Raw genomic sequence first — 26427 nt, 5'->3', positions numbered from 1 at the left:
AGGCTGAGCCCCGTCGCTACCCCGCTCAGGCGTCGATGCGCTCGCGGTCCAGGGTGTCGGCCGAGGAGACGATGAAGTCCCGGCGCGGGTCGACGTCCTTGCCCATGAGCAGCTCGAAGATCCGCTCGGCCTCCTCGACGTCGGCCATCGTCACCCGGCGCAACATCCGGTGCCGCGGGTCCATCGTCGTCTCGGCCAGCTGGTCGGCGTCCATCTCGCCCAGCCCCTTGTAGCGCTGGATCGGCTGCTTGAGGTTGCGGCCCTTCTTCGTCAGCGCCGCCACCTGCTTGCGCATCTCCGCCTCGGCGTAGGTGTAGATCAGCTCGTTCTTCTTCGAGCCCGGGTTGATCACCTCGAGCCGGTGCAGCGGCGGCACCGCGGCGAAGACCCGGCCGGCCTCGACCAGCGGGCGCATGTAGCGGAAGAAGAGGGTCAGCAGCAGGCTGCGGATGTGCGCGCCGTCGACGTCGGCGTCGGTCATGATGATGACCTTGCCGTAGCGGGTGGCCTCCAGGTCGAAGCTGCGGCCGGACCCGGCCCCGATGACCTGGATGATCGAGGCGCACTCGGCGTTCTTGAGCATGTCGCCGATGGCCGCCTTCTGCACGTTGAGGATCTTGCCGCGCAGCGGCAGCAGCGCCTGGAACTCGCTGTCCCGAGCCTCCTTGGCGGTGCCCATCGCCGAGTCGCCCTCGACGAGGAAGAGCTCGGTGGAGTCCACGTCGTTGCTGCGGCAGTCGCGCAGCTTCGGCGGCAGGCTGGAGGTCTCCAGCGCGTTCTTGCGGCGCTGGGTCTCCTTGTGCTGGCGGGCCGAGATCCGCGACTTCATCTCGGCGACGACCTTCTCCAGCAGCTGGGTGGCCATCTGCTTCTCGCCGCGCCGCGGCGAGGACAGCCGCTCGGTCAGCGCCGAGTCGACGACCTTGCTGACGATGGCGCGGACCGCCGAGGTGCCGAGCACCTCCTTGGTCTGGCCCTCGAACTGGGGCTCGGCCAGCCGGACGGTGACCACCGCGGTCAGCCCGGCGAGCACGTCCTCCTTCTCCGCCTTGTCCCCGCCGACCTTGAGCTTGCGGGCGTTGTCGGCCAGCTGCTTGCGGAAGACCTTCAGCAGCGCCTGCTCGAAGCCGGCCAGGTGGGTGCCGCCCTTGGGCGTGGCGATGATGTTGACGAAGGAGGAGACCCGCGGGTCGTACCCGGTCCCCCAGCGCACCGCGACGTCCACCTCGCAGGTGCGCTCGACCTCGGTGGGGGTCATGTGCCCCTTGTCGTCGAGCACCGGGACGGTCTCGGTGAAGGTGCCCTCGCCCTGCAGGCGCCAGACGTCGGTGACCGCCGGGTCGGGGGCGAGGAACTCGGCGAACTCGCTGATGCCGCCCTCGTGGTGGAAGACCTCCTCGGTCGGCTCGGCGCCGTCGATCCCCCGCTCGTCGCGCACGACGATGGTCAGTCCGGGGACGAGGAAGGAGGTCTGGCGCACCCGCTGGGTCAGCGCCTCCAGGTCGAGCCGGGCGTCCCGGACGAAGATCTGCCGGTCGGCCCAGAAGCGCACCCGCGTCCCGGTCACGCCCCGCTTGGCCTTGCCGACGACCTCGAGCTCGCTGCCCTTGTCGTAGGGGGCGAAGTCGCTCTCCGGCGACTTGCTGCCGCTGGTCCCGGCGTCGTCGGCGAACCGGCCGGGCTCACCCCGGCGGAAGCTCATCGCGTACGTCTTGCCGCCCCGGTCGACCTCGACGTCGAGCCGGGAGGAGAGCGCGTTGACCACCGACGCGCCGACCCCGTGCAGACCACCGGAGGCGGTGTAGCTGCCGCCGCCGAACTTCCCGCCGGCGTGCAGCTTGGTGTAGACCACCTCGACGCCGGTCAGGCCGGTGCGCGGCTCGATGTCGACGGGGATGCCGCGGGCGTTGTCCCGGATCTCCACCGACCCGTCGGCGTGCAGCAGCACCTCGATCCGGTCGCCGTGCCCGCCGAGGGCCTCGTCGACGGCGTTGTCGAGGATCTCCCACAGGCAGTGCATCAGGCCGCGGCTGTCGGTGCTGCCGATGTACATGCCCGGCCGCTTGCGGACCGCCTCCAGGCCCTCGAGGACCTGGAGGTGGTGGGCGGAGTAGTCCTTCGCGCTCTTGGTGCTGGCGGCGGTGGTCGCGGTCGTGGCGGGCACTGGCCTGGTCGGTCCTCTGCGGTCGCTCGGTCTGGTCCTCGGCCGGCGCCGCCTCCCGGTGCCGGGCCGCCGGGGGCGACCCGCCGGGGGCGACCGGCTGCTCGGCAGACTATCCCGCGGCGCCGACAACCCCGGTGAGGTCGCCCTGCGGGTGGCGTGGCGTGGAGGCGCCGCGAGGTGTCGTCCCAGGGCGGCACTCAGGGCTGTGCCGTACGCCACGGGCGTAACCCTGCGGCGCGGGAAGGGTTCGGCGTGCTTGACTGTTCCCACTCGTAGTCGAGAGACCACCGAGCACGAAAGAAGGCGAGACGTGAACGCAACCCTGGTGAGCCCCCTGACCGCGGCCGACCGCTGCGACCGCTGCGGAGCCCGGGCGTACGTGCGGGCGCGTCTGCACGCGGGCGGTGAGCTGCTCTTCTGCGCTCACCACGGCCGCGAGCACATCCCCGCGCTGAAGGACCTGGCCGAGATCGACGACCAGTCCTCCTCCCTGGACGAGACCCCGGCCGTGGCGCCGGACGGGGAGCGCTGAGCACCCCGGCGCCGACGACCCGGCAGCGGCGACGGTGAGCACCGTCGCTCCGCTGCTGGGCGGCGCCCTGCCCCTGAGCGACGCCCCCGACCCGGTCACGTGGGCCATGTGGCTCTTCGCCCTGGCCTTCGCGATCGGGGTCGTGGGCATCGTGCTGCCGGTGCTGCCGGGCCTGCTGCTGTGCACCGCGACGGTGCTGGTCTGGGCCATCGACACCGGCGGCACCCGCGCCTGGATGACCTTCGGCGTCGCGGTGCTGGTCTACCTGTGCGGCGTCGCCCTGCAGGTGCTCGTCCCCGGGCGACGCATGCGCCGCGACGGGGTGGCCACCTCGACGCTGCTGCTGGCGGCGGTCGCCGGGATCGTCGGCTTCTTCGTCGTGCCGGTCGTGGGGCTGCCGCTCTTCTTCGTCGGCGGCATCATGCTCGTCGAGCTGGCCCGCTACCGCGAGCTGTCGAAGGCCTGGGACGCGACCCGGGCGGCGCTGCGCGGCGTGGTGCACAGCATGGGCATCGAACTGCTCACCGCGGCCGCGATCGGCTTCGTGTGGGTGGCGGGCATCGCCTCCCACATGGCCTGACCCGCGACGGTCAGAAGCGGCCCTGGCCGCCCTGGCGCCGCTCGTCCCAGCGCTGCTCCATCCGCTGCATGAAGCTTCCCCGGTTCTGCGGCCGGGCGGCTCCCTGCGGGCGGCGGCGCGGCTTCTTCGCCCGCCGCGGCTGCTGCACCGAGCCGTCCTCGGCGACGACCGCGAGGCCCTCGTCGCTGCCGCCGCCCTTGCGCGGGGCCAGCGCGAAGGCGACCGCGGCGACGATGAGGACGAAGCCGGCGACGCCGATCCACATGGTGGTGTTGATGCCGAGGATGACCAGCCCCAGGCCGGCCAGCGCCCCCAGGCCGCCGACGAGCAGCCGCCGACGGTCCTCCGGCAGCCGTGAGCTGCCGTTCATCTGCGAGGCGAAGCGCGGGTCCTCTGCGCGCAGGGCCTGCTCCATCTGGTCGAGCATCTGCTGCTCGCGCTCTGACAGAGCCATTGCCCCTCCTTGGTGTGCTGTCGGGACCGCCGCCGCTGGTCACGGCGGTGTGGTCTACCGCTCAGTCTAGGTCGCGATCGCGACCTTCGGTAGGTCGGCCCCTGCTGGCGGTCCCGGGCCCGCCTCCCGGCGGCGGCGAGCGGCGGTCCTGCTCGGCGATGAGGCTGGCCGGGCGCACGCTGCCGGCGCCGAAGCGGGCGCTGGCCCGGTCGATCGCCCGGTCCGCCTCCCGCCAGCCGTGGTCGGGCTCGTCCAGGCGGACCTGGACCGGGGTGCTCGAGGCGTCGGAGAGCTGCTCGACCCGGACCCCGACCAGGCGCACCCGCGCCCGTTGCAGCCCGAGGGCGTCGTAGAGGTCCCGGGCGACCGCGTGGATGTCCCGGCTGATGTCGGTGGCCTCCCCGAGCGACCGCGACCGGGTGATCGTGGTGAAGTCGGCGAACCGCACCTTGATGCTCACCGTGCGTCCGACCAGGCCGTGCGAGCGCAGCCGGGCGGCGGCCCGGTCGGAGAGCCGCAGCAGGGTGCGGTGCACCACCACGGGGTCGTCGACGTCGTGACCGTAGGTCTGCTCGTGGCCGATGCTGCGCTCGCGCCGCACCGGCTCGACCCGCCGGGGGTCGCGGCCCCAGGCGAGGTCGTGCAGGTGCGCGCCGGTGGCCTCGCCCAGCCCGCGCACCAGGGTCTCCCGCGGGGTGTGCGCGATGTCGGCGACGGTGCGCAGGCCGAGCCGGGAGAGCGCCTCCTCGGTCTTGTCCCCGACCCCCCACAGGGCGCCCACCGGCAGCTGCTGGACGAAGGTGACGGTCTCGGCGACCGGGACGACGAGCAGCCCGTCCGGCTTGGCCAGGGAGGAGGCGAGCTTGGCGACGAACTTCGTCCCGGCGACCCCGACCGAGCAGGTGATGCCCTGCTCGTCGGCGACGGTGTCCCGGATCCGGCCGGCGATGGTGGCCGGGCTGCCCATGAGGCGCACCGCCCCGGCGACGTCGAGGAAGGCCTCGTCGAGGCTGAGCGGCTCGACCGAGGGGGTGACGTCGGCGAAGGTCTCCATCACCGCGGCGGAGATGCGCGAGTACAGGTCGTGGTCGGGGGCGATCACCGTCGCCTGCGGGCACAGCCGTCGGGCCCGGCCCATCGGCATGGCCGAGGTCACCCCGAAGGCCCGGGCCTCGTAGGTCGCCGAGAGCACCACCCCGCGGCCGCCGCCGCCGATGATCACCGGGGTGCCGACCAGCTCGGGCCGGCTGAGCAGGGAGGCCGAGGCGTAGAAGGCGTCCATGTCGACGTGCAGCACGGTGCAGCCGGTGTCGTCCGGCGGCCCGTCGCCGGTGCGCGGCGGGGGCGAGAACTGACGCCGGCTCATCGGCTCGGGTCGGTCACCGCCGGGCGAGCACGTGCATGCTCGTGCCCAGCTCGCTGAGCCCCGGGTGCTCGCGGTCCGTCGCGGCCAGCTCCTCGAGCTCGAGCAGGGCGAGCCGATCGGCCTCGGAGTCGACCAGCGCGCTGGGCACGAGATCGCTGAAGAGCCGGACCCCGCGCACGTCGAGGATGGTGAAGCCGGCGCGGCCGAGCAGGTCGAGCACCTGGTCGCGGTCGAAGCGGCGCGGAGCCGGGTCGGTGGGTCCCCAGCGGCCGTCGGTCGCGGTGAGCACCGCCCGGGCCTGGTCGAAGCGGCCGGCCAGGGCCCGGGAGAGCACCGCGGCCACCCGCTGGGCGGTGACCAGGCTGAGGTGGCCGCCGGGGGCGAGCACCTCGGCGATCCGGGCGGTGGTGGCGGCCGGGTCGTCGGTGACCTCGAGGGTGTCGTGGCAGCAGACCAGGTCGACCGAGCCGGTGGCGACGATGCCGTCGAGGGTGTCCGCGTCGCCCTGGACCGCGCTGATCCGCCCGGCGGCGGGCGACTCGGAGACCCGTCGGCGCAGCGAGGCAAGAGCGTCGGCGCTGGGGTCGACGACGGTGACCGAGTGCCCCTGCTCAGCCAGACCGACGGCCAGGCCGCCGGTGCCGCCGCCCAGGTCGAGCACCCGCAACGGCCGGGAGAGCTCGGCCTGGCGCTCCTTGGCGAGGTCGCGGACCTGGGTCCACACGGCGGCGGTGCGCAGGTTGCCCTCGAGGCCGCCGCGGCGGGGGCGTCGTCGCTCGTCACTCACGTCGACCACCCTAGACGGCAGGGGTGACGGCGACCCGTCACCACCCCGAGCTGCCCGGCGAGGCGTGCCACAGCTTGCGACCGGTCGAGGGGGACTCCCCCGCCGGCCGGGTGTCGGCGTAGGGCGACTGCCGGTAGCCCGAGGCGTGCACCAGCACCCGACGTCGGCGCGGCCCCTCCCCGCCGCCCGGCTGCTCGGTCCCGCCGTCCTGGCTCCCCGCCGCACCGGACCGCCGACCCTCTCCCGCGTCGGCCCGCTCCTGGGCCAGCGCGTCGGCCGCCGCGAGCGCCGCGTGCACCGCCTCGATCCCCCCGGTCTGCCAGGCCTCCCACAGCCCGGAGAGCTCCCAGGCACCGGAGGCCAGCAGCGAGACCCCACGCTCACCGGTGCGCCGCACCGTGCCCCGGACCAGCAGCAGCCAGGAGTGGAAGACGGTCGCCGCGTACGGCCCCTGCGCGTCCTCGAAGAAGGTGGCGTCCACCGGGCCGCTGGCGTCGTCGACGGTGAGGAAGACCACCCGTCGCCCGGAGCGCACCGGCGGGGTCTGGGTGGCCACCTTCACCCCCGCGGTGAGCACCTCGGACCCGCTGCGTGCGCCGAGGATGTCGGCGCTGCGGGTGGTGCCCAGCGCGCGCAGCATCGGCGCGTAGAAGTCCATGACGTGCCGGGAGGCGTCCAGGCCGAGGATGTCCAGCTCGGCGCTGACCTGGTCCGGCACGCTCATCTCCGGCAGCCCGGCCCCCTCGCCGAGCTCCGGGGTGTCGCCGAGGTCGAGGGTGAGCTGGCTGGCCACCGGGGCGACCCCGCGGCGGCGCACCTGCTGGGCGCCCGGCATCCCGTCACCGACCCATCCCGCCGCCGGCACCGACGCTCCCTTCCCGGATCGTCGCGGCCGGGCGCCCCGGCCGCTCGCCCGGGACCACCGGTCCAGCTCGGCGACGTGCAGCAGCAGGTCGCGCCGGGTGAGCCGACCGCGGTGCCCCAGGCCGCCACCGGTGGTGCCGGTGCCGTGCACCGCGTCCAGGGCGCCGACGAGGACCAGCCGCTCCAGGACCGGTCGGCTGGGCCGGGCCCGGGTCCACACGTCGGTCAGCGACTCGTAGGGGGCGCCGGCGACGATCCGGGCGACCTCCTCCTCGCTGATCCCCTTCACGTCGGCCAGGGCCACCCGGATCCCGTAGCCGGTGCCGTCCGGCAGGTCCGGGTCGGCCGGGGGCCGCGCCTCCCCCAGGGTGCGCGCGCCGGGGTCGAGCCGCTCCACCCGGTACTCGGCGCCGCTGGCGTTGACGTCCACCGGCAGGATCGCCACCCCGAGCGCCCGCGCCTCCTCCAGCAGCAGCCGCTTGGGGTACATCCCGGGATCATGGGTGAGGACCCCGGCGAGGAAGGCCGCCGGGTGGTGGGTCTTGAGCCAGGCGGACTGGTAGGTGGGCATGGCGAAGGCGGCCGCGTGCGCCTTGCAGAAGCCGAAGGAGGCGAAGGCGGCCAGCACCTGCCAGATCCGGTCGACGTCCTCGGGGCGGTAGCCGCGGGCCAGCGCCGCCGGCCGCCACCACGCCTCGATCCGCTGCTGCCCGTCCGGGGTGCCCATGGTGCGGCGCACCTCGTCGGCCTGGGCCAGGGTGACCCCGGTGGTCTCGGCGACGATCCGCAGCACCTGCTCGTGGAAGACGACCACCCCCTCGGTCTCGGCGAGCGCGTCGACGAGGCTCTCGTGCAGGAACTGCGGGCTGCTCCAGCCGTGCCGGGCCTCGAGGAAGGGCCGGATCATGTCCGACTTCACCGGCCCGGGCCGGAAGAGGGAGATGTCGGTGATGAGGTCGTCGAAGACGGTCGGGCCCAGCTTGCCGATGAGCTCGCGCTGGCCCGGGCTCTCGATCTGGAAGCAGCCGAGGGTGTGCGTGGTGCGGATCATGGCGAAGGTGGCCGGGTCCTCCAGCGGCACGTCGTCGCGGTCGTCGAGGTCGATCCGGCGCCGGTCGACCCGCTCCACCTCGGCGACGGCGTGAGCCATCGCCGACTGCATCCGGATCCCGAGGACGTCCAGCTTGAGCAGCCCGAGCGCCTCGACGTCGTCCTTGTCGAACTGGCTCATCGGGAAGCCCAGCCAGCTCGACTCCACCGGGGTGCGGTCCAGCAGGCCGGCGTCGGAGAGGACCACCCCGCACGGGTGCAGGGCGATGTGCCGGGGCAGCCCGTCGAGCCGCTCGACGAGGTCGAAGAGGGTGCTCAGCCGGTGCCCGTCGGGCCCGTCCAGGCCGCGGGCGCGCAGCTCGGGCAGCTCGGTCAGGGCGTGGCGCACGTCCCGGGCACGGATGTGCGGGAAGGACTTGGCCAGCTCGTCGATCTCGGTCGGGGCCATCCCGAGGGCGGCGCCGACGTCGCGGATGGCGTGCCGCGCCTTGTAGGTGTCCATCATCGAGACGCAGGTGACCCGCTCGCGGCCGAAGCGGGTGAGGATCCGCTCGTAGATCTCGGTGCGCCGGGCGGACTCGACGTCGATGTCGATGTCCGGCAGCTCGGCCCGCAGCGGCGAGCAGAAGCGCTCCATGAGCAGGTCGTGCCGGACCGGGTCGATGGCGCTGATCCCGAGCAGGTGGTTGACCAGGCTGCCGGCCCCGGAGCCGCGGGCGGCCACCCGCACCCCGGCCTCGGTGATGAGGTCGACGACGGCGGCGACGGTGAGGAAGTAGGTGGGGTAGCCGAGCGCGGCGACGACGTCGAGCTCGTCCTCGAGCCGCTCGGTGACCTGGCGCTGCAGCCGGGCGGAGGCTCCGGGGTAGCGGCTGCCGACGGCGGCCCGGCAGCGCTCGGCCAGCACCCGCTGCGGGTCCTGGTCCGGGCGCAGGCCGAGCACCCCGGCCTCCGGCAGGTGCACCCGGCCGATGCCGAGGTCGTGGCGGGCGTCCTGGGCGCAGGCCAGGGCGGTGGCCACGGTGTCCTGCAGCAGCGCCGCGGCCCGCTCCCCCGGGCCGGCCCCGGCGTACCGGCCGGCGCCGCCGGCGGCCTCGGCCACCTGGCGGGCGACCCGCGCCATGCTCGCCGTGCCGGCCAGGTGGGCGGCGTCGGTGACCCGGTCGAGATGACGCTCGTCGAGCACCACGAGGCGTCGGGTGGCGTCGAGCACGTCGGCGACGACCGCGTCCTGCGGGTCGAGGTGGCGCACGCTCGCGCTGAGCACCGCCGGGGTGCCGGTGGCGTCGGCCAGCCCGAGCAGCGCCGCGGCGTGGGACAGCGAGGCCGGGGTGCCTGGCGGGCCCCCGTGGTGGACCACCTCGACCGCGACCGCGCCGGGCAGCAGCCGGTGCCAGGCGGCGAGCAGGGCACGGGCCTGCTCGGGACGCCGGGCCAGCAGCGCCCGACCGACGTCGGAGCCGGGACCGAGCAGCACCAGCAGCGGCCCGGGCTCCCCCGGCCCCGTGGCGGACGCGGAGCCGGCCGGGGCGGCCCGACGGGCGATCATCTCCGGCGTGCTCACCGGGTCGCCGCGCTCTCCGGTGAGGTGGGTGTCGCTGACCAGCCGGCACAGGGCCGCCCAGCCGGCGGCGTGCGGCACGCCCGCGGCCGCGCTCCGGGCCAGCACGGTCACCCGGGGCAGCCGGGGGTCGACCTCGGCGCCGCCGCGCACCGGGGTGCGCCCGCCCGGGCGGGGCACCGTGGGTCCGCCGAGCGCGGTGGTGCCCATCGCCAGGTCCGCCCCGAGCACCGGGGCGACACCGGCGGCGGTGGCGGCCCGGACGAAGCGCACCGCGCCGTAGAGACCGTCCCGGTCGGTCAGCGCCAGCGCCGGCTGCCCCAGCTCGACGGCCCGGGCGACGAGGTCCTCGGGGGTGCTCGTGCCGTGCCGCAGCGAGAAGCCGGAGGCGACGTGCAGATGGGCGAAGCCGTCGCCCGCTCCCGGTCTCATCCGGTGAGGGTGGTCAGGTCGGCGGTGACCGGGACCGGAGGCAGGCCGAGCGTCCGGGCGACGATCCGGGTGAACTCCTCGCCGTCGCGCAGCAGGTCGTCGACCACCCGCACGCAGACCGGCCCGCGCCCGTCCGCGGGGTCCTCGGGCAGGGCGGCGGCGAAGTGCTCGGCCCACTCGGTCAGCTCGGGGGCCAGCCGGGGCAGCAGCTCCCACACCGGGGTCGGGCCACGGCCGCGGTGCGGGCCGCCGCGGACGGCCAGGACGGCCGCGGCGGCGCGCAGCACGGCCACCCGGGTGCTGGCGTAGCGGGCGTGCAGGGTGGCCGCCCAGTGCGCCTCGCCGAGGCTCTGCCCGGCCGCGGCGAGCAGGTCCATGGCCGTGGTCACCGAGGGCAGCGTGAGCGGCGAGGGCGTGGAGGTGCCCGTCGTGGCGGTGCCCGTCGTGGCGGTGCCGGACGTGGGGGTGCTGGTGGTGCGCATCATGCCGCTCAGTCCTGGGTCCGCAGCAGCCGCCAGGAGCCGTCCGGCCCCTCGGCGTCGGCGAGGTCGTAGACCCCGGGCACGCCGGAACGGCCCGGGCTGGCCTCCACCCGCCAGACCTGACGGCCGGTCGGCACGGCCCCCAGCGGACGCTCACGGGTGGCCTCGCGCCACCACGAGCGACGCTCCTGCCACCGGTCGACCACCCCGGTCACCCGGTACAGCCGCCCGCGCCAGAGGAACTGGTCCGGCGACGGCTCACCGCCGGTCGTCAGGGTCCCGGACGAGGCCCCGGACGGGATCTCCTCGGGACTGGTCAGGCGGACCTCGATGGTTTCCTCGACGCGGCGGGACACGGCTCCTCCTCGGGTGCTTCGAACGTGTGTTCGAAGATTACCCCGAGTCACCGACAGCCGGTCAACCCCGCAGCGGCGCCGACCTCACCGATCCCCCGACCTCGGCGGCCCCGACCTCGGCGGCGGGCCCTCGCTCAGCCGAGCTGGCCCGCCAGCCGGGAGCGCAGCTCGATCGTGGCGGTGGAGCGGTTCATCGTGATGAAGTGCAGCCCGGGCGCCCCTTCGCTCAGCATCCGCTCGGCGTGCTCGGTGGCGATGTCCATGCCGACCTCCCGCACCGCTGCCGGGTCGTCCTCGACGGCCCGCAGCCGGGAGAGCACCGCCTCGGGCAGCGGGGTCCCCATGAGCTCGGCCATCCGGGTGATCTGCCGGATGCTCGTGATCGGCATGATCCCGGCCGAGATCGGCATCTCCCGGCGCGCCGAGACCGCGTCCCGCAGGCGCAGGTAGGTCTCGGGGTCGAAGACCATCTGGGTGACCGCGAAGGTGGCCCCGGCGTCGGCCTTGCGCACCAGGGTCTGCACGTCCTCCTCCAGCGAGGCCGAGTCCGGGTGCACGTCCGGGAAGGCGGCCACCCCGACCTCGAAGTCCCCGGACCCGCGCACCAGCGAGACCAGCTGGTCGGCGTGGTCCAGCCCGCCGGGATGAGCCACCCACTCGCCCCGCGGGTCGCCGGGCGGGTCGCCGCGCAGCGCCATGACGTGGTCGATGCCGGCCGCGGCGTAGCCGGCGAGCACCTCGCGCAGGTCGTCCACCGACTGCGCGACGCAGGTGAGATGGGCCATCGCGGTCAGCGAGGTGCGCCGGGCCATCTCCTCGGTGATCCGCAGCGTGCGGTCCTGGCTGGAGCCGCCGGCGCCGTAGGTCACCGAGACGAAGTCGGGGCCGACCGCCTCGAGCTGGCGCAGGGCCTCCCAGAGGGCCTCCTCGCCGGTGTCGTCCTTCGGCGGGGAGAACTCGAAGCTCACCGTGGGTCGGGTGTCGCTCAGGTGGCGCCGGATGGTGCCCACCCCGGACTCGGGACGCAGCGGCTGCTCGCTCATGGCGGCGACGATAACCGAGGCCCGGCGTCGTAGGCTGCCACCGACCCGACGGTGAGACCAGCGCCGCAGGGACGCCACCGAACCCACCGCGCCCCAGGACAGGCGCGCAGACGCAGACGAGGAGCCCGCGTGACCGACCCCTTCGCCGACGACCTGCGCGGGCGTGTCCAGCACCGCCTGGACGCCGAGCTGGACCGGCACGAGCGCACCCTGGCCGAGATCGGCCCGGACGTCGCCGACCTGATCACCCCGGTGCGCGAGCTGCTCTCCGGGGGCAAGCGGCTGCGGGCCGCCTTCGCCTACTGGGGCTGGCGGGCCGCCGGGCAGCCGGACGACGACGGCGCCGTGGGGGTGGCCGCGGCGATGGAGCTCTTCCAGGCGGCCGCGCTGCTGCACGACGACGTCATGGACGACAGCGACACCCGCCGCGGGCGCCCGGCCGCGCACCGGGTGCTCTCCACGGCCCACCGCGAGCGCGGCTGGCTCGGCGACGGCGAGCGCTTCGGGCTCTCCGGGGCCATCCTCGCCGGCAACCTGTGCCTGCAGTGGTGCGAGGACCTCTACACCGGCAGCGGGCTGCCCCCGGCGGCGCTGATGGCCGGCCGCGAGGTCTTCGAGCGGATGCGCACCCAGCTCATGGCCGGCCAGTACCTCGACGTGGTCACCGCGGTGCGCCCGTGGCACGACCTGCCGCAGCAGGAGCGGATCGAGCGGGCCCGGCACGTCATCACCTACAAGAGCGCCAAGTACTCGGTCGAGCACCCGCTGCTGCTGGGCGCCACCGCCGGCGGCGCCGACCCGGACGACCGCGCCGCGCTCTCCCGCTACGGCCTGGCGCTGGGCCGGGCCTTCCAGCTGCGCGACGACGTCCTCGGCGTCTTCGGCGACCCGGCCAGCACCGGCAAGCCGGCCGGCGACGACCTGCGCGAGGGCAAGCGCACGGTGCTCGTCGCCCGGGCCCTGGCCGGGGCGGACGACCTGGACGCCCGCCGGATCGAGACCTGGCTGGGCGACCCGGACCTCAGCACCGCCGACGTCGACGCCTTCCGCGCGGTGCTCACCGACACCGGTGCGGTGGCGGCGGTGGAGGACGAGATCGCCCGCGGGGCGGCACGGGCGCACGAGGCGCTCGCCGCGGCGCCGGGGCTGGAGCCGGGAGCCGCCGCGGTGCTGGCCGAGCTGGTGGAGATCACCACCGCGCGTAGCACCTGAGCCGGGACCGCCTCAGACCGGACCGACCGAGCGTCTGACCCCACCCGCCCGCGCCCCCGAGGCTCACCTCCCGGGGCGGCCCCTCAGAGGGCTTCTTCCATGGCCCGGCGACGCACCTCGGTCTTGTGCCCGGCGCGGATCGCCGCCAGCGGCGTCGGCCCGCCCGGCAGGGTCTCGTCACGGGCGGTCATCCAGGCGATGATCTCGGCGTCGTCGAGGCCGCTGTCGGCCAGCACGGTGAAGGTCCCGGCCAGCGCCGGCAGCGGGCCCTCATCGTCGAGGAAGTCGGCCGGGACGCTGAGCACCCGACGCTCGCCGCGCCGGATCCCGACGAGGACCCGGTCGTCGAGCAGCCGACGCACCTGGGTCAGCCGCAGGCCGAGGCGCTCGGCGAGGTCGGGCAGCGTCAGCCACTCCAGCTCGTCCAGCGGGTCGGGGGCGGGCACCGGGCTACCAGGCGCTGCGGCCTCGGCCGGGGCCCGGTCCTGGCTGCTCGCGCCCTGGTCGACCCTGCGGTCGTCGGTGCTGCTCTCGTCGGGGCTGCTCTCGTCGGTGCTGCTCGCGTCGGTCACGGCGGCAGTCTGGCAGCCGCGACACCCCGAGGGAGCGAGCACCCGGCTCCGGCGCGCGTCCTCCGCTACGGTCGTGCACAGCAGCATCAGACGTCTCAGCAGCATCACAGCTCACATCAGCACCACACATCACAGCTGCGCCAGACGTCACAACAACATCATCTGACACCGCAACACTGACACCGCCGCACCGGTCGCGCCCGCTCGGTGCGTACCCGATCGTCGGTCGTCACCACGACCGACCCACCCGTCCCGGGCGGCCACCGGCCCGCCCGTCACGTCCGGAGGCCCCGTGGTCCTGCCCCTCGTCGTCCCGACCCCCGCCGTCGCCGCCGACCTGCCCGTCCTCGACGCGCACGAGCAGGTGGCCACCGCCGAGGAGGCCGAAGGGCGCCGGCACACGGTCCGTACCGGTGAGACGGTCTACGACATCGCAGAGCGCTACGACGTCTCCCCCGGGGCGATCGCCCGGCGCAACCACCTCGACGCCACCTCGATGATCCGGCCGGGCCAGCGCCTGGTGATCCCCAGCGCCTCGAGCGGCTCCACCGAGACCAGCTCCTCCGCAGGCACCGGACGCAGCGGCCCGACCCGCGGCTACACCGTGCGCACCGGCGACACCCTCGACGGGATCGCCCGGCGGCACGACATGAGCGTCACCCGGCTGGCCCGCCTCAACGGCATCGGCAGCAGCGAGCTCATCCAGCCCGGGCAGCGGCTGCGGGTCACCGGCACCGCCGCCCGACCGGCCAAGCGCAGCACCCAGGCCGACCAGCGCACCAGCGCCTCGCGGCACACCGTGCGCACCGGCGAGACCCTGGACGGCATCGCCCAGCGCTACCGCACCTCCACCGCCCGGCTCGCCCGGGTCAACGACCTGAGCACCGACGAGCTCATCCGGCCCGGGCAGCGCCTGCGGGTCCCGGGCGGCTCGTCCACGAGCACCTCGACCAGCTCCTCGTCCTCGACCAGCTCCTCCTCCGGCTCGTCCACCTCGGGGGGCAACACCTTCGCCGGGCGCACCTACGCCGACGACGTGGTGGCCTCGGCGGACCGGCACCGCAGCATCCTGGAGTCGCGGACCGTGCCCTCGCGCACCGCGACCAAGGAGAAGATCACGGCGATCGCCCGCCGCCACGGCGTCGACCCCTCCCTGGCCCTGGCGATCTCCTACCAGGAGTCCGGCTGGAACCAGCAGAAGGTCTCGGTCGCCGACGCCATCGGCACCATGCAGGTCATCCCGAGCTCCGGGGAGTGGGCCTCGCAGATGGCCGGCCGCGAGCTCGACCTGCTGGACACCGACGACAACATCACCGCCGGCGTGCTGCTGCTGAAGACGCTCACCGAGATGGCCGACTCCCCCGCCGACGCGATCGCCGGCTACTACCAGGGCCTCGGCTCGGTCGAGGAGAACGGCATGTACACCGACACCCGCTCCTACGTGCGCAACGTGCAGGCGTTGCAGCGGCAGCTGTGAGCCGGGCGCCGGGCCGGGGACGAAGGGGGCGAAACTAGACTTTGGGCGTGGCAGCGACCGGGACCCATCCGCTCGTCGGCGAGACCGTCGACGGTCGCTACCGCGTGCTCCGGCACATCGCCGACGGCGGCATGGCCAGCGTGCTGCTGGCCACCGACCTGCGCCTGGAGCGCGAGGTCGCCCTCAAGGTCATGCGCCCCGACCTCACCAGCGACGAGCGGCTGGTCGCCCGATTCCGCCGCGAGGCCCGCTCGGCGGCTCGGCTGAGCCACCCCAACGTCGTCCCGGTCTACGACCAGGGCGAGCACGACGGCCTGGTCTTCCTGGCCATGGAGCACGTCGAGGGGCGCACCGCCCGCGAGGTCGTCGACGACGAGGGCGCGCTGACCCCGCGCGCCGCCCTGGACATCCTCGAGCCGGTGCTCACCGGGCTGGCCGCCGCCCACGAGGCCGGCTACATCCACCGCGACGTCAAGCCCGAGAACGTCCTCATCCCCGAGCGCGGCCCGGTGAAGGTCGCCGACTTCGGCCTGGCCCGGGCGGTCACCTCGCAGACGACGACGGCCAACGAGGGGGTCCTCTTCGGCACCGTCTCTTACCTCTCCCCCGAGCAGGTGGAGCGCGGCGTCGCCGACCCGCGCAGCGACGTCTACGCGGCCGGGCTGCTGCTCTTCGAGCTGCTCACCGGCACCACGGCCATCGACGGCGAGACCCCGATCCACGTCGCCTTCCAGCACGTCCACGGCGGTGTCCCGGCGCCCTCCTCCCGCTCCGCCGGGCTCTCCCCGCTGCTGGACGAGCTGGTCGCCGCGGCCACCGCCATCGACCCGGACCAGCGCCCGCGGGACGCCGGCGCCTACCTGGAGCAGGTGCGCCGGGTGCGAGCCGACCTCACGCCCGAGGAGCTGGACAGCCGGCCCGCGGTGGCGGCCCCGGCACCACGGGGCGCGGCCACCGTGGCCCACCCCCGACCGACCCCGACCCGGGCGATCACCGAGGCCGGTGCCGTCGGCTCGACCGCTCAGGGGGCGACCGTCGAGGGGTCGACCGCGGTGGTGCCGACCGGCCCGTCGGAGCCGCCAGGACGCACCAGCGCCCGGGTACGACGCCGTCGCCTGCTGGCCTTGCTGCTCGCCCTCGTGCTGCTGCTCGCCTCGGCCGGCGGCTGGTACGCCCTGGCCGGGCCCGGCTCACGGACGACCGTGCCGGAGGTGGCCGGTCTGGACCAGGCGGCCGTGGAGGACCGGCTCGCCGAGAGCGACCTCGACCTCAACGCCACCCAGGCCTTCGACGAGCAGGTGCCGGCCGGCGAGGCGATCGGCTCGCGGCCGGGCACCGGCAGCGAGGTCGGCAAGGGCAGCGACATCGCGGTGACCTTCTCCAAGGGCCCCGAGCGCTACGCCGTGCCCGACCTCAGCGGCCGCACCCGGGACCAGGCGGGCAGCGCCCTGGACGAGCTCAACCTCGCCGTAGGCGAGGTCACCGAGGCCTGGGACGAGGAGGTGCCGACCGGTCAGGTCGTCTCCTCCGACCCGGAGAGCGGCGTCGAGCTGCGCCGGGACGACGCGGTCGACCTCGTCATCAGCAAGGGTCCCGAGCCGATCACCGTGCCCAGCGTCACCGGCCAGGGCTTCGACGACGCCACGGCGACCCTGGAGGACCTGGGGCTGGAGGTCACCCGCGCCGACGACGCCTTCAGCTCCTCGGTGCCCAAGGGCAGCGTGGCCACCCAGGACCCGGCCACCGGCCAGCTCTACCGCGGCGACACGGTGACGCTGACCGTCTCCAAGGGCCCCGAGATGGTCGACGTGCCCTCGGTCGAGGGGCTGAGCAAGGCGGCCGCCACGGACAAGCTGGAGAAGGCGGGCTTCACGGTCAAGGTGCAGACCTTCCTCGGCGGGGTGCTCGACGAGGTGCGCGCGGCCGACCCGCAGGCCGGGACCTCGGCTCCGAAGGGCAGCACGGTAACCATCCTCGTGGTCTGAGCCCAGCGCGTCAGGTCACCTCCACCCGCGATGTGGCGAGGTGCCCAGGCGCGCGGTGTCGAGACGAGGTGCCGAGGCGGACGCTCAGCGCTCGGCGAGCATCTCCGCGGTGAGGAAGGCGAGCTCGAGGCTCTGCCGGTGGTTCAGCCGCGGGTCGCAGACGCTCTCGTAGCGCTTGTTGAGGTCCTCGTCGAGGATCCGCTCCGCGCCGCCGAGGCACTCGGTGACGTCGGTGCCGGTGAGCTCGACGTGCAGCCCGCCGGGGACGGTGCCCAGCTGCCGGTGCACCTCGAAGAAGCCGCGCACCTCGTCGACGACGTCGTCGAAGGCCCGGGTCTTGAAGCCGGAGGCCGACTCGAAGGTGTTGCCGTGCATCGGGTCGCAGATCCAGGTGACGATCGCGCCGGAGTCGCGCACCCGCTCGATGATCGGCGGCAGCGCCTCGCGGATCGTGCCCGCGCCCATCCGGGTGATGAAGGTCAGCCGGCCGGGCTCGCGGTGCGGGTCCAGCTTGTCGATGACCCGCAGCAGCTCGTCGGGGTCGGCCTTGTCGGAGACCTTCATCCCGATCGGGTTGCGCACCCGGCTGACGAACTCGAGGTGCGCCCCGTCCAGCTGCCGGGTCCGCTCGCCCACCCACAGGAAGTGGCCGGAGGTGTCGTAGAGGTCGCCGGTGCGCGAGTCGATCCGGGTCATCGGGCGCTCGTAGTCCAGCAGCAGCGCCTCGTGCGCCGACCAGAACTCGGTCGCCCGCATCGCCTCGAAGTCGACGCCGCAGGCCGCCATGAAGCGCATCGCCTTGTCGATGTCCCGGGCCAGGCCCTCGTAGCGCTGGTTGGCCGCGTTGGAGACGAAGCCACGGTTCCAGTCGTGCACCCGCCGCAGGTCGGCGAAGCCGCCCTGGGTGAAGGCGCGGACGAGGTTCAGCGTGGCGGCGCTGGCGTGGTAGCCGTTGACCAGGCGCTGCGGGTCCGGGCGCCGGGCCTGCTCGGTGAAGGCGAAGTCGTTGACCATGTCGCCGCGGTAGGCCGGCAGGGTGACCTCGTCGCGGGTCTCGGTGTCCTTGGAGCGCGGCTTGGCGAACTGGCCGGCCATCCGGCCCATCTTCACCACCGGCATGCCGGCGCCGTAGGTGAGCACGGCGGACATCTGCAGGACGGTCTTGACCCGGTCGCGGATGTTGTCCGCGGTGGCGTCGACGAAGGTCTCGGCGCAGTCCCCGCCCTGCAGGACGAAGGCCTCGCCGACCGAGGCGGCGGCCATCCGGTCGCGCAGGTCGTCGCACTCCCCGGCGAAGACCAGCGGCGGCATCGCGCGCAGCGTGCTCACCGCGCTGTCGAGCGCGTCGCTGTCGGGCCAGGTGGGCTGCTGGGCGGCGGGCCGGTCGGCGCCGAGCTGCTCGGCCACGGTGGCCGGGTCGAGCCCGGTGAGGGTCTCCGGGGTGTCCAGGGGTGCTGCGGTGGTCACCGCACAAGGATAGGGCCCGGCGGACGGGGCGACGAACCGGTGTCCGGAGGGCGGCTCACCACGGTGGTGAACGACGGCAGAGAGCGACGGCGGCGACCCCCGGCGATCAGGTCTGGTCCTGGCTCCCGTCCAGGCCTCGGCTGATGGCGAAGCGGGTCAGCTCCACCCGGTTGTGCAGGTGCAGCTTGCCGAGGATGTTCTGGACGTGGTTCTGCACGGTGCGGTGCGAGATGACCAGGTCGGCGGCGATCTCCTTCGCCGACATCCCGGTGGCCACGAGCCGCAGGATCTCGGTCTCCCGGGAGGTCAGCTCGGGCACCGGCTCCTCCTGGGCCGGGGCGGGGGCGCTCTCGGCGCGGGCGCGCATCTGCCGGAACTCGCCGAGGACCAGGCCGGCCAGGCCCGGGGTGAAGACGGCCTCGCCGGCCGCGGTGGCGGTCACCGCGGCCCGGATCTCCTCGCCGGAGGCGGACTTCACGAGGTAGCCGCTGGCGCCCGCCTTCACCGCGTCCAGGACGTCCTGCTCCTCGCCGCTGGCCGAGAGGATGAGCACCCGGGTGGGCAGGTCACCGATCGCCCGGCACACCTCGTCGCCGCGCAGGTGCGGCAGGTTGAGGTCGAGCACGAGGACGTCCGGGCTGGTGGCCCGGGTCCGGTCGACCGCCTGCGGGCCGTCGGCGGCGGTCCCGACCACCCGCAGCCCGGCCTGCTCGAGGTCGCGCACCAGGGCGTCGCGCCACATCGGGTGGTCGTCGGCGACGAGCACCTCGACGGCGGTCACGGGCTCGGTGAGGCTGGGGTCGGTCATGGGGCAGAGCCTGCCACCTCGGGGCGCGGCAGGGTGAGGGTCACGGTGCACCCGCCGGTGGCGGGAGCCCGCCAGGCGGCCTCGCCGCCGAGGTCGTGCATCCGGCCGCGGATCGAGCTGCTGGCGCCCAGGCGCCCCTCCTCGGCGGCCTCGACGAGGCGGCCCTCGTCCATCCCGGTGCCGTCGTCCCGGATGACGACCTCCACCCGCTCGTCGTCGGCGTCCACCAGCACCCAGGCGTGGGCGTCGGCGCCGGCGTGCCGCTCCACGTTGTCCAGGGCGGCACCGACGGCCGCGTCCAGCTCGGTGGCGACCTGGGTGGGCAGCACCAGCGGGCCGGCCGGCAGCACCACCTCGACCTGGGCGCTGCGGTGGCGCACCAGCAGCGCGGCGAGGTCGGCGCGGCCCGGCCCGCTGCCGTCCCGGCTGGCGGCGGCGCCCGAGGCGGGCTCGAAGCGGGTGATCAGCGCCCGCAGGCTGCGCTCCTGCTCGGCGGCCAGGTCGGCCAGGTCGCCGGCCTCCCCACCGAGGTCGCGTCCGCGCCGGTTGATCAGGGCCAGGGCCTGCAGCACCCCGTCGTGCACCTCCCGGCCGATCCGCTCCCGCTCGGCCAGCCGCTCGCTGGCGGCCAGCGCCGCCTCCAGGCGCACCTGGCTCTGCCGGGCCAGCTGCACCGCCAGACCGACCAGCCCGCCGAGCATGAAGAGCAGCACGATGTTGTGCCACATCAGCGGCGAGTGGTTCTGCGTCTGGACGATGTTGGCGGTGGCGATGACCGCCGCGCCGGCGATGCCGCCGCGGGCCCCGCCGAGCAGGGCCGCCGCGAAGACCGGCGCGGCCGACCACACCCCGGGCACGGTCTGGATGCCGGCGCTGACCTGGGCCGGCTCGTAGACGACGTTGGTGAGGAAGATGCCGGTGACCGCGAGGGCGAGCTCGGCGACCACCGCGAGCACGGTCGCCCGGGGCAGCAGCGGGGCGACCAGCGACCACACGAGCAGCACCCCGAGGTAGCCCAGCGCGACCCACCAGCGCTGCACGTGCTCGCCGTGGCTGACCAGCAGGGCCAGCGCGTAGGCCAGGGCGAGCAGGCGGTAGATGGCCAGCCCGCGGCCGCCGGCGCTGTCGATGAGCGGCGAGGGGTGGTACTGCCGCCCGGTGACCTCCGGCCCTGCGCTCATCCTCGCCCCATCCCGTGCCCGGACTACAGGGCGTCCTTCTCCTCGGCCCAGGCGTCGGTCTCGGCGGGTGCACCGGTCTCGGCCGGCATGCCGGCCGCTGCCGACGGCGCAGCGCCGGAGCGACGACGGCCGGCTCCCTCCGCCTCGTCGAGAGCCTCCTCGAGCTCGCTGACGGCCCGACCCGGCTTGGCTGCCTCCTGCAACCCCTTCGCCCGACGGCGGGCACGGTCGACGAGCCGATCCTTCATCGAGGTGGCGTACATGTCGACGTACTCCTGCTCGGAGAGCTGCATGAGCTCGTACATGATCTCGTCGGTGATGGAGCGCAGCACGAAGCGGTCGCCCTCCATCCCCTCGTAGCGGGAGAAGTCGAGAGGGCGGCCGATCTTCACCCCGACCCGGCGGATGTTCGGGATGACCTGCCCGGTCGGCTGGGCCTTGTCGGTGTCGATCATGGCCACCGGGATCACCGGCACGCCGGCCTCCAGCGCCATCCGGGCGACCCCTGTGCGGCCGCGGTAGAGCCGCGAGTCCGGGGAGCGGGTGCCCTCCGGGTAGAGCCCGAGCAGCTCGCCGCGGTCGAGCACCCGCAGCCCCGAGCGCAGCGCGGCCTCGCTGGCCTTGCCGCCGGAGCGGTCGATCGGCAGCTGCCCGACGGCCCGGAAGAAGAAGGCGGTCGCCCGCCCCTTGACCCCGGTGCCGGTGAAGTAGTCGGCCTTGGCGAGGAAGGTCACCCGGCGGTCCAGCACGTACGGCAGGAAGATCGAGTCCGAGAAGGAGAGATGGTTGCTGGCCAGGATGGCCGCACCGTCGTCGGGCACGTGGTCCTTGCCCTCCACCCACGGGCGGAAGAGGACCCCCAGCAACGGGCCCAGGACCACCCGCTTGAGGAACCAGTAGAGCACCGGGCCCGTCACCTCCTTGTCGGTCGCTCGCACTCTACGACACCGACCACCGCCGCGGCTGCCCGTGCGAGGATTGCTGCCAGCACCGCACCCAGCACCCCCACGGGGGTCGAGCACGAGGGATCAGATGGCCGAGGACCGCGAGCGCCCGGAGGAGCCGGGCACCGAGGACCGGGGGTCCGAGGGCGAGGCTCCACGGGAGCGCTCCGACGCCGAGGTGGATGCCGCCTTCGCCGAGATCGTCGCCGGGTGGGACCAGGGGCCTGCCGGGCCGGACGAGGTGCGCGAGGACCCGACCCGGCCGCCGGGCGAGGGGACGGCAGGTGCGAGCGCGGACAGCGCTTCCGACCCGTGGAGCGCGCCTCCCGAGGGTGACCCGAGGGAGGCGGGTGGTAGCCCGCCGCGCGACGAGCCGACGGTCATCCCGGTGTGGCGCGGCGGCACCGGCGGCTCGGTCACCGACCTGCTGCACGACGACGCCGCGGAGCCGCCGGACGACGACGAGGTGCCCTTCGAGCCGCCGCCCACCCAGCCGCTGCCCCCCTTCGCCGACCGGCTCTTCTGGGGCGCGCTCGGGGGCCTGGTGCTGGGACCCGCGCTGCTGCTTGTGCTGGCGGTGCTGCAGCCGGGCTGGGGCGGCTGGGCGCCGGCGGTCGGCATCGGCCTGGCGGTCGGCGGCTTCGTCTGCCTCGTGCTGCGGCAGCCGTCGACCCGCGACGACGATCCCGACCAGGGCGCCCGGGTCTGAGCCGCGGGGCGTCCCGGCACCTCACCTCACCAGGTCAGGTCGGCCCACACCGGCAGGTGGTCGGTGCCCGCGACGAGGTCCTCCTCGACCAGCGGCACCGCGTCGTGCGGACCGGCCGGCAGGTCGGCGGTGGCCATCACCACGTCCAGCGAGCGGCGCGGGGTGGCGGCCGGGAAGGTGGGCTGCACCGGGCTCACCGGGGCCAGCCGCTGCGCCAGCAGCTGCCAGGCGGGGCCGTCGCTCTCCTCGTTGAGGTCTCCGGCGACCACCGCGGGCCCCGGGCCGAGCAGCTCGAGGATGCGCCGGGCGTGCTCGGTGCGCTGCTGCGGCTGCAGGCCCAGGTGGACGCTCGCGACGGTGATCTCCGGACCGCCGACGAGGGCGACCTGCGCGATCGCCGTCCCCCGTCGGTCGCGCAGGCTGCTCGTGGGCAGCTGGTGGTGGCGCACCTGGCGCACCTGGGTGCGCAGGCTGGTCAGCAGCGTCGTCTGGCCGGCCCGCTGCTCCCGGCCGGACCACACCAGGTGGCAGCGCTCGGCGAAGGCGGCGATCCGGTGCCCCACCGGACCGACGTACGGGGCCTCCTGCAGGCAGAGCACGTCGGGGTCGAGGGCCCGGACGGTGCGCGCCAGCGCGGAGACGTCGTCCTGCAGGGCCCGCACGTTGTAGCTGACCACCCGCAGGCTCACGAGGCGACCTCCCGGACCGACTCGGCGCCGAGGGTGGCCGCCCCGACGAGACCGGCGTCCGGGCCCAGCGTCGCCTCGACGATCCGGGCCGCCGGGCGGTAGCCGCGGCCGGTCAGCTGCCGGGCGAAGGTGTCCTGTGCGGGGCCCAGGAGCATGTCGCCGGCCGCGCTGACGCCGCCGCCGATGACGAAGACCTCCGGGTCGATGGCGGCGGCGAGGTTGGCGATGCCGACCCCGAGCCAGTGCCCGATCTCGCCGAGCAGCTCGCGGGCGATGGGGTCGCCGGAGCGCGCGGCGTCGGTGATCATCGGCCCGGTGAGCTGCCCGAGGTCGCCACCGACGCGGGCCAGCAGGTCGGTGGCCATCGGCGAGTTCGCCAGCGCCAGGGTGCGGGCCTCGCGGACCAGCGCGTTGCCCGAGGAGTACTGCTCCCAGCAGCCCCGGTTGCCGCACTCGCAGCGCTGGCCGCCGGGGACGACCTGCATGTGCCCGAACTCGCCGGCGATCCCGTAGCGCCCGCGCAGCAGGTGGCCCTCGATGAGCACCGCCCCGCCGATGCCGGTGCCCAGGGTGATCATCACCGCGTGGGTGACGTCGCGCGCGGCCCCGAAGCGGTGCTCGGCCCACAGCGCGGCGTTGGCGTCGTTGTCGATGGTGATCGGCAGGTCCACCCGCTCCCCCAGCGACTGCCGCAGCGGCTCGTTGCGCCAGGAGAGGTGCGGGGCGAAGACGACAGTGGCGCGGTCCGCGGCGACGAAGCCGGCGGCGCCGACCCCGACGCTCTGCGGCGCCGGCAGCCCGGCGTCGACGGCCTGGCCGAGGAGGTCGTCGACGACCTCGACGATGGTGTCCTCGACCACCGCGGGGGTGTGCGAGCGGTCCGGGGTGTCCCGTCGGGTGCGTACCCGGATCCGACCGCCGGCGTCGACCACCCCGCCGGAGACCTTGGTCCCGCCGATGTCGATGCCGATCGCGGTGCTGCCGGTGCGGGCCGGGGTCACCCCTCACCCCTGCCGGCGGCCCGGTGCTCCCGGGCCAGCGCGGCAGCGCCGACCACCCCGGCGTCGTTGCCCAGCCGGGCCAGCACGAGGTCCGGCGTGGGTCGGTGGCCGCGGCCGATGAGGTGCCGGGCGAAGGCCTGCCGGGCGGGTCCCAGCAGCAGCTCCCCGGCCGCGCTCACCCCGCCGCCGACGACGACGATCCGCGGGTCGAGCACCGCGCAGACGCTGGCGATCCCGTGCCCGAGCCGGGTCCCGAGCTCCTCGAGCAGCTCGGTGCTGGCCAGGTCGCCGCCCTGGGCGAGCTCGGTGACGTCGGCACCCTCGAGGCGGTCCGGGTCGCCCCCGCAGCGCTCGCGCAGCGCCTCGCCCAGCGGGGAGGCCGAGGTGACCAGGTCACGGGCGGCCCGCACCAGCGCGCTGCCCGAGGCGAAGACCTCCAGGCAGCCCTTGTTGCCGCAGCCGCAGCGGGGCCCGTCCGGGTCGAGGATGACGTGGCCCAGCTCGCCGCCGATGCCGAAGGCGCCGTGCAGCAGCCGGTCGTCGACGATGCAGCCGCCGCCGACGCCGGTGCCGACCGTGAAGAGCACCATGTCGTCGTGGTCGACCCCGGCCCCGTGCCGGTACTCGCCCCAGGCGGCGGCGTTGGCGTCGTTCTCGATGACCACCGGCTCGCCGACGCGCTCGGCGACCATCGCCCCGAGGTCGATGTCCCGCCACGGCAGGTTGGGTGCGAACCAGATGTGCCCGGCGGCGGGGTCGAGCATCGCCGCGACGGCCAGCCCGATCCCTTCGACCGGGGCGTCGCTGCGCTCCCGCAGACGGGCCACGAGGTCGGCCACCGCGGCGACGATCTGCTCGGTCGCCTCGGCGGGTGTCTCCACCCGCTCCCGGTGGATGATCTGGCCGTCCGGGGCGACCAGCGCCCCGGCGATCTTCGTGCCGCCGACGTCGATCCCGATGGCCGGGGCTCCCGGCTGCGCGCTCGCACTCATGTCCCGGTCACGTCCTCGCTGCTGGCGTCGTCGTCGTGCACGGTGATCCTCACACCCTGGCGGCGTCGGCGCGAGGCGTCCAGCCCCTCGGGCGCGTCGAGCTCGACGTCGAGCGGGTCGGCCAGCGCGCTCTGCGCCACCGCCCGGGTGACCGCCTCGGCGACCAGGGAGAGGCCGGCGACCAGCTGGTCGCCCACGCCGGGCGGCAGCTGCTCCTGCAGCGCCCGGGCGTCCAGCCGGCCCACCAGCTCGAGGATCTCGGCGAGCGCCTCCTGCTCCTCAGCCACGGGGCCACACCGCCTCGTCGGGGCGCATCTGCACGGTCAGCCGCCCCTGCCGCACCCCGGCCCGCTCGACCTCGCAGCGTCGCAGCACCGACGGCAGCGTGAGGGCGCGGGTGCGCCCGGCCGCGGCGAGCACCAGGTCGTCGTCGTGCCGGACGAGGTCGACATCGTCGGCCCGCAGCCCCGGCAGGTCGAGCTCGAGCAGCCAGCCGTCGCCCTCCCGGCGCACCCTGGGCCCGACGTCGGCCGGCGGCTGCTCGGGCGACGGCTCCTCGGGCGACGACAGCTCGGGCGACGACTCATCGCGGGACGACCGGTCGAGGTCGGTGGGGCGGGCGCCGGGTCCCCCGGGGCCGGTGGTGCTGGTGGCGGTGCGGCCCATGAGGGCCAGGGCGATCACCGCGTCGGCGGACTCCGCCGCCCCGACCGGCCCGTGCGGCGGGGCCAGGTGGATCCCGGTGGCCGGGTCGGCCAGGGCGTGGTCGAGCCGCTCCAGCCTCCCGGCGACCTCGCGCACCGCGTGCAGCACCGGCCCCCCCGGCGGCAGCAGCCGGCCGGCGCCGCGGGGTGCGACGAGCACGTCCCAGCGGGCGATCACCGGGACGAGGGCGTGCAGCGCCCGCGCCGTCCGGGCAGGCTGCTCCAGCACCGCCACCGGCCCCGGGCGGACCAGCGAGACGACCTGGCCGGCCGGCCCGTCGGCGACCAGGTCGGCGAGGGCGAGCAGCTGCCCCAGCTGGTCCGGGAGGCACCCCTGGACCAGGTCGGCGATGACCGGTGCGGGCAGGTCGAGCTGGTCGAGCAGGTCCTCGGCGGTGCGGCGCAGCCGGGTCAGCCCCGGGTCGTCGCCGACGGGCGCGCCATCGGCGCCACCGAGACGTCGCAGCGGCGCGTCGAGGTCGCGGGCGAGAGCCTCGGCGACCGCGTCCCGCTGACCGCCGGTCCCCACCACGACATGCCGAGCCACCGGTGGATCAGGCCTCCACCCGCTTCTTGAGGTCCTTCAGCGCGGTGTCGGTGATGACCTTCTCCGCCTTGCGCTTGAGCATGCCGAGCATCGGCACCTTGACGTCGACGCTCAGCTCGTAGACCACCTCGGTGCTCTCCCCGTCGGCGGTGAGCGTGTAGGAGCCGTCCATCGCCTTGAGCATGCTGGCCTCGACGAGGGTCCAGGAGGCGACGCCGAGACCGGACTCGTCGATGTCCCAGGTGTAGTCGAGGGTGTAGGTGTCCTTGATCGGGCCGGCGTCGAGGCTGAAGGTCGCGTGGTCGGGCCAGCCGTCGCCGTCCTCGGAGTCGACGGTGACGGCGGTGATCTCCTTCGCCCAGTCGGGGTACGCCTCGAGGTCGGCGATGACGTCGATGACGTCGCCGGGAGGCGCGTCGATGACGATGCGGGAGCGGGTGCTGTCGGCCATGACGACCGAGGGTAGCC

25 protein-coding genes are annotated in these 26427 nt (G+C 74.8%); 6 read left to right on the top strand and 19 right to left on the bottom strand.

Going from position 1 to position 26427, the window contains the following annotated elements; translation table 11 throughout:
- Window positions 1-25: 25 nt before the first annotated feature.
- A complete protein-coding gene (locus tag BJY28_RS11795; RefSeq protein ID WP_179463184.1) occupies window positions 26-2164 on the bottom strand; it encodes a DNA gyrase subunit B in 2139 nt (712 codons plus the stop codon).
- Between the two features lie 310 nt (window positions 2165-2474).
- Between BJY28_RS11795 and BJY28_RS11790 the strand changes: the two genes are divergently transcribed.
- On the top strand, window positions 2475-2696 hold the full coding sequence (locus BJY28_RS11790; RefSeq protein ID WP_179463183.1) for a DUF7455 domain-containing protein: 222 nt from the start codon (window positions 2475-2477) through the stop codon (window positions 2694-2696).
- A 34-nt stretch (window positions 2697-2730) separates the two neighbouring features.
- Entirely contained in the window at window positions 2731-3276 is a 546-nt protein-coding gene (locus BJY28_RS11785; protein ID WP_343037086.1) for a DUF456 domain-containing protein, read from the top strand.
- A gap of 10 nt (window positions 3277-3286) precedes the next feature.
- On the opposite strand, the gene BJY28_RS11780 is transcribed toward BJY28_RS11785, so the two are convergent.
- From BJY28_RS11780 to metF, 7 genes are all read right to left on the bottom strand, one after another.
- Window positions 3287-3730 carry a DUF3040 domain-containing protein gene (locus BJY28_RS11780; protein WP_179463182.1) on the bottom strand — a complete coding sequence of 148 codons (444 nt, stop codon included), beginning with the start codon at window positions 3728-3730 and terminating at the stop codon, window positions 3287-3289.
- A gap of 61 nt (window positions 3731-3791) precedes the next feature.
- Window positions 3792-5096 carry a DNA polymerase IV gene (dinB, locus tag BJY28_RS11775; RefSeq protein WP_179463181.1) on the bottom strand — a complete coding sequence of 435 codons (1305 nt, stop codon included), beginning with the start codon at window positions 5094-5096 and terminating at the stop codon, window positions 3792-3794.
- Window positions 5097-5109: 13 nt separating this feature from the next.
- Window positions 5110-5883, bottom strand: a complete 774-nt coding sequence (locus tag BJY28_RS11770) for a methyltransferase domain-containing protein (RefSeq protein WP_179463180.1) — start codon at window positions 5881-5883, stop codon at window positions 5110-5112.
- A gap of 37 nt (window positions 5884-5920) precedes the next feature.
- A complete protein-coding gene (locus BJY28_RS11765) occupies window positions 5921-9790 on the bottom strand; it encodes a DNA polymerase III subunit alpha (RefSeq protein ID WP_179463179.1) in 3870 nt (1289 codons plus the stop codon).
- Entirely contained in the window at window positions 9787-10275 is a 489-nt protein-coding gene (locus BJY28_RS11760; protein ID WP_218875314.1) for an SAV_6107 family HEPN domain-containing protein, read from the bottom strand. Before BJY28_RS11760 ends, BJY28_RS11765 begins: the two co-directional genes overlap by 4 nt.
- Before the next feature lie 5 nt (window positions 10276-10280).
- The gene (locus tag BJY28_RS11755; RefSeq protein ID WP_343037085.1) at window positions 10281-10628 is read right to left on the bottom strand and encodes a DUF6504 family protein; all 348 of its coding nucleotides are present in this window, start codon (window positions 10626-10628) and stop codon (window positions 10281-10283) included.
- A 134-nt stretch (window positions 10629-10762) separates the two neighbouring features.
- Complete coding sequence (gene metF / locus BJY28_RS11750; RefSeq protein WP_179463178.1) at window positions 10763-11671, bottom strand: methylenetetrahydrofolate reductase [NAD(P)H]; 909 nt, start codon at window positions 11669-11671, stop codon at window positions 10763-10765.
- 129 nt (window positions 11672-11800) lie between these two features.
- Here metF and BJY28_RS11745 point away from each other — a divergent pair, with 129 nt between their 5' ends.
- A complete protein-coding gene (locus BJY28_RS11745) occupies window positions 11801-12883 on the top strand; it encodes a polyprenyl synthetase family protein (protein ID WP_179463177.1) in 1083 nt (360 codons plus the stop codon).
- A gap of 83 nt (window positions 12884-12966) precedes the next feature.
- On the opposite strand, the gene BJY28_RS16350 is transcribed toward BJY28_RS11745, so the two are convergent.
- Entirely contained in the window at window positions 12967-13455 is a 489-nt protein-coding gene (locus BJY28_RS16350) for an Rv2175c family DNA-binding protein (protein WP_343037084.1), read from the bottom strand.
- 292 nt (window positions 13456-13747) lie between these two features.
- Between BJY28_RS16350 and BJY28_RS11735 the strand changes: the two genes are divergently transcribed.
- Together BJY28_RS11735 and pknB are read left to right on the top strand one after the other, a co-directional pair.
- Window positions 13748-14932 (top strand): LysM peptidoglycan-binding domain-containing protein, encoded by a 1185-nt coding sequence (locus BJY28_RS11735; protein ID WP_179463176.1) that lies wholly within the window; start codon window positions 13748-13750, stop codon window positions 14930-14932.
- Between the two features lie 47 nt (window positions 14933-14979).
- Window positions 14980-16917 carry a Stk1 family PASTA domain-containing Ser/Thr kinase gene (gene pknB, locus BJY28_RS11730; RefSeq protein ID WP_343037083.1) on the top strand — a complete coding sequence of 646 codons (1938 nt, stop codon included), beginning with the start codon at window positions 14980-14982 and terminating at the stop codon, window positions 16915-16917.
- Between the two features lie 84 nt (window positions 16918-17001).
- Here pknB and BJY28_RS11725 read toward each other — a convergent pair whose 3' ends face one another.
- The 4 genes from BJY28_RS11725 to BJY28_RS11710 form a co-directional block, all read right to left on the bottom strand.
- Window positions 17002-18324 (bottom strand): class II 3-deoxy-7-phosphoheptulonate synthase, encoded by a 1323-nt coding sequence (locus BJY28_RS11725; RefSeq protein WP_343037172.1) that lies wholly within the window; start codon window positions 18322-18324, stop codon window positions 17002-17004.
- 166 nt (window positions 18325-18490) lie between these two features.
- Window positions 18491-19192 (bottom strand): response regulator, encoded by a 702-nt coding sequence (locus BJY28_RS11720; protein WP_179463175.1) that lies wholly within the window; start codon window positions 19190-19192, stop codon window positions 18491-18493.
- The gene (macS, locus tag BJY28_RS11715) at window positions 19189-20373 is read right to left on the bottom strand and encodes a MacS family sensor histidine kinase (protein WP_179463174.1); all 1185 of its coding nucleotides are present in this window, start codon (window positions 20371-20373) and stop codon (window positions 19189-19191) included. Before macS ends, BJY28_RS11720 begins: the two co-directional genes overlap by 4 nt.
- 23 nt (window positions 20374-20396) lie before the next feature.
- Window positions 20397-21278: a 1-acyl-sn-glycerol-3-phosphate acyltransferase gene (locus BJY28_RS11710; protein WP_179464100.1), complete on the bottom strand. Its 882-nt coding sequence runs from the start codon at window positions 21276-21278 to the stop codon at window positions 20397-20399.
- A 127-nt stretch (window positions 21279-21405) separates the two neighbouring features.
- Here BJY28_RS11710 and BJY28_RS11705 point away from each other — a divergent pair, with 127 nt between their 5' ends.
- Entirely contained in the window at window positions 21406-22026 is a 621-nt protein-coding gene (locus BJY28_RS11705; protein ID WP_179463173.1) for a hypothetical protein, read from the top strand.
- Window positions 22027-22052: 26 nt separating this feature from the next.
- On the opposite strand, the gene BJY28_RS11700 is transcribed toward BJY28_RS11705, so the two are convergent.
- From BJY28_RS11700 to BJY28_RS11675, 6 genes are read right to left on the bottom strand one after another with little or no spacing between them, the layout of a single operon-like run.
- Window positions 22053-22715, bottom strand: coding sequence for an endonuclease/exonuclease/phosphatase family protein (locus tag BJY28_RS11700; protein WP_179463172.1), 663 nt, complete (start codon window positions 22713-22715; stop codon window positions 22053-22055).
- Window positions 22712-23716 carry an ROK family glucokinase gene (locus tag BJY28_RS11695; protein WP_179463171.1) on the bottom strand — a complete coding sequence of 335 codons (1005 nt, stop codon included), beginning with the start codon at window positions 23714-23716 and terminating at the stop codon, window positions 22712-22714. Before BJY28_RS11695 ends, BJY28_RS11700 begins: the two co-directional genes overlap by 4 nt.
- Window positions 23713-24708, bottom strand: a complete 996-nt coding sequence (locus BJY28_RS11690) for an ROK family protein (protein ID WP_179463170.1) — start codon at window positions 24706-24708, stop codon at window positions 23713-23715. The genes BJY28_RS11695 and BJY28_RS11690 overlap by 4 nt, the downstream gene beginning before the upstream one ends.
- Window positions 24705-24995: a hypothetical protein gene (locus BJY28_RS11685; protein WP_179463169.1), complete on the bottom strand. Its 291-nt coding sequence runs from the start codon at window positions 24993-24995 to the stop codon at window positions 24705-24707. Before BJY28_RS11685 ends, BJY28_RS11690 begins: the two co-directional genes overlap by 4 nt.
- Window positions 24988-25959 (bottom strand): hypothetical protein, encoded by a 972-nt coding sequence (locus BJY28_RS16900; protein WP_179463168.1) that lies wholly within the window; start codon window positions 25957-25959, stop codon window positions 24988-24990. Before BJY28_RS16900 ends, BJY28_RS11685 begins: the two co-directional genes overlap by 8 nt.
- Window positions 25960-25966: 7 nt before the next feature.
- Window positions 25967-26410, bottom strand: a complete 444-nt coding sequence (locus BJY28_RS11675) for an SRPBCC family protein (protein ID WP_179463167.1) — start codon at window positions 26408-26410, stop codon at window positions 25967-25969.
- Window positions 26411-26427 lie beyond the last annotated feature (17 nt).

This window comes from Janibacter alkaliphilus (genome assembly GCF_013408565.1).
Taxonomy (GTDB): domain Bacteria; phylum Actinomycetota; class Actinomycetes; order Actinomycetales; family Dermatophilaceae; genus Janibacter; species Janibacter alkaliphilus.
The sequence above is the reverse complement of the archived record's forward strand: the minus strand, read 5'-3'. Positions and strand labels throughout refer to the sequence as shown.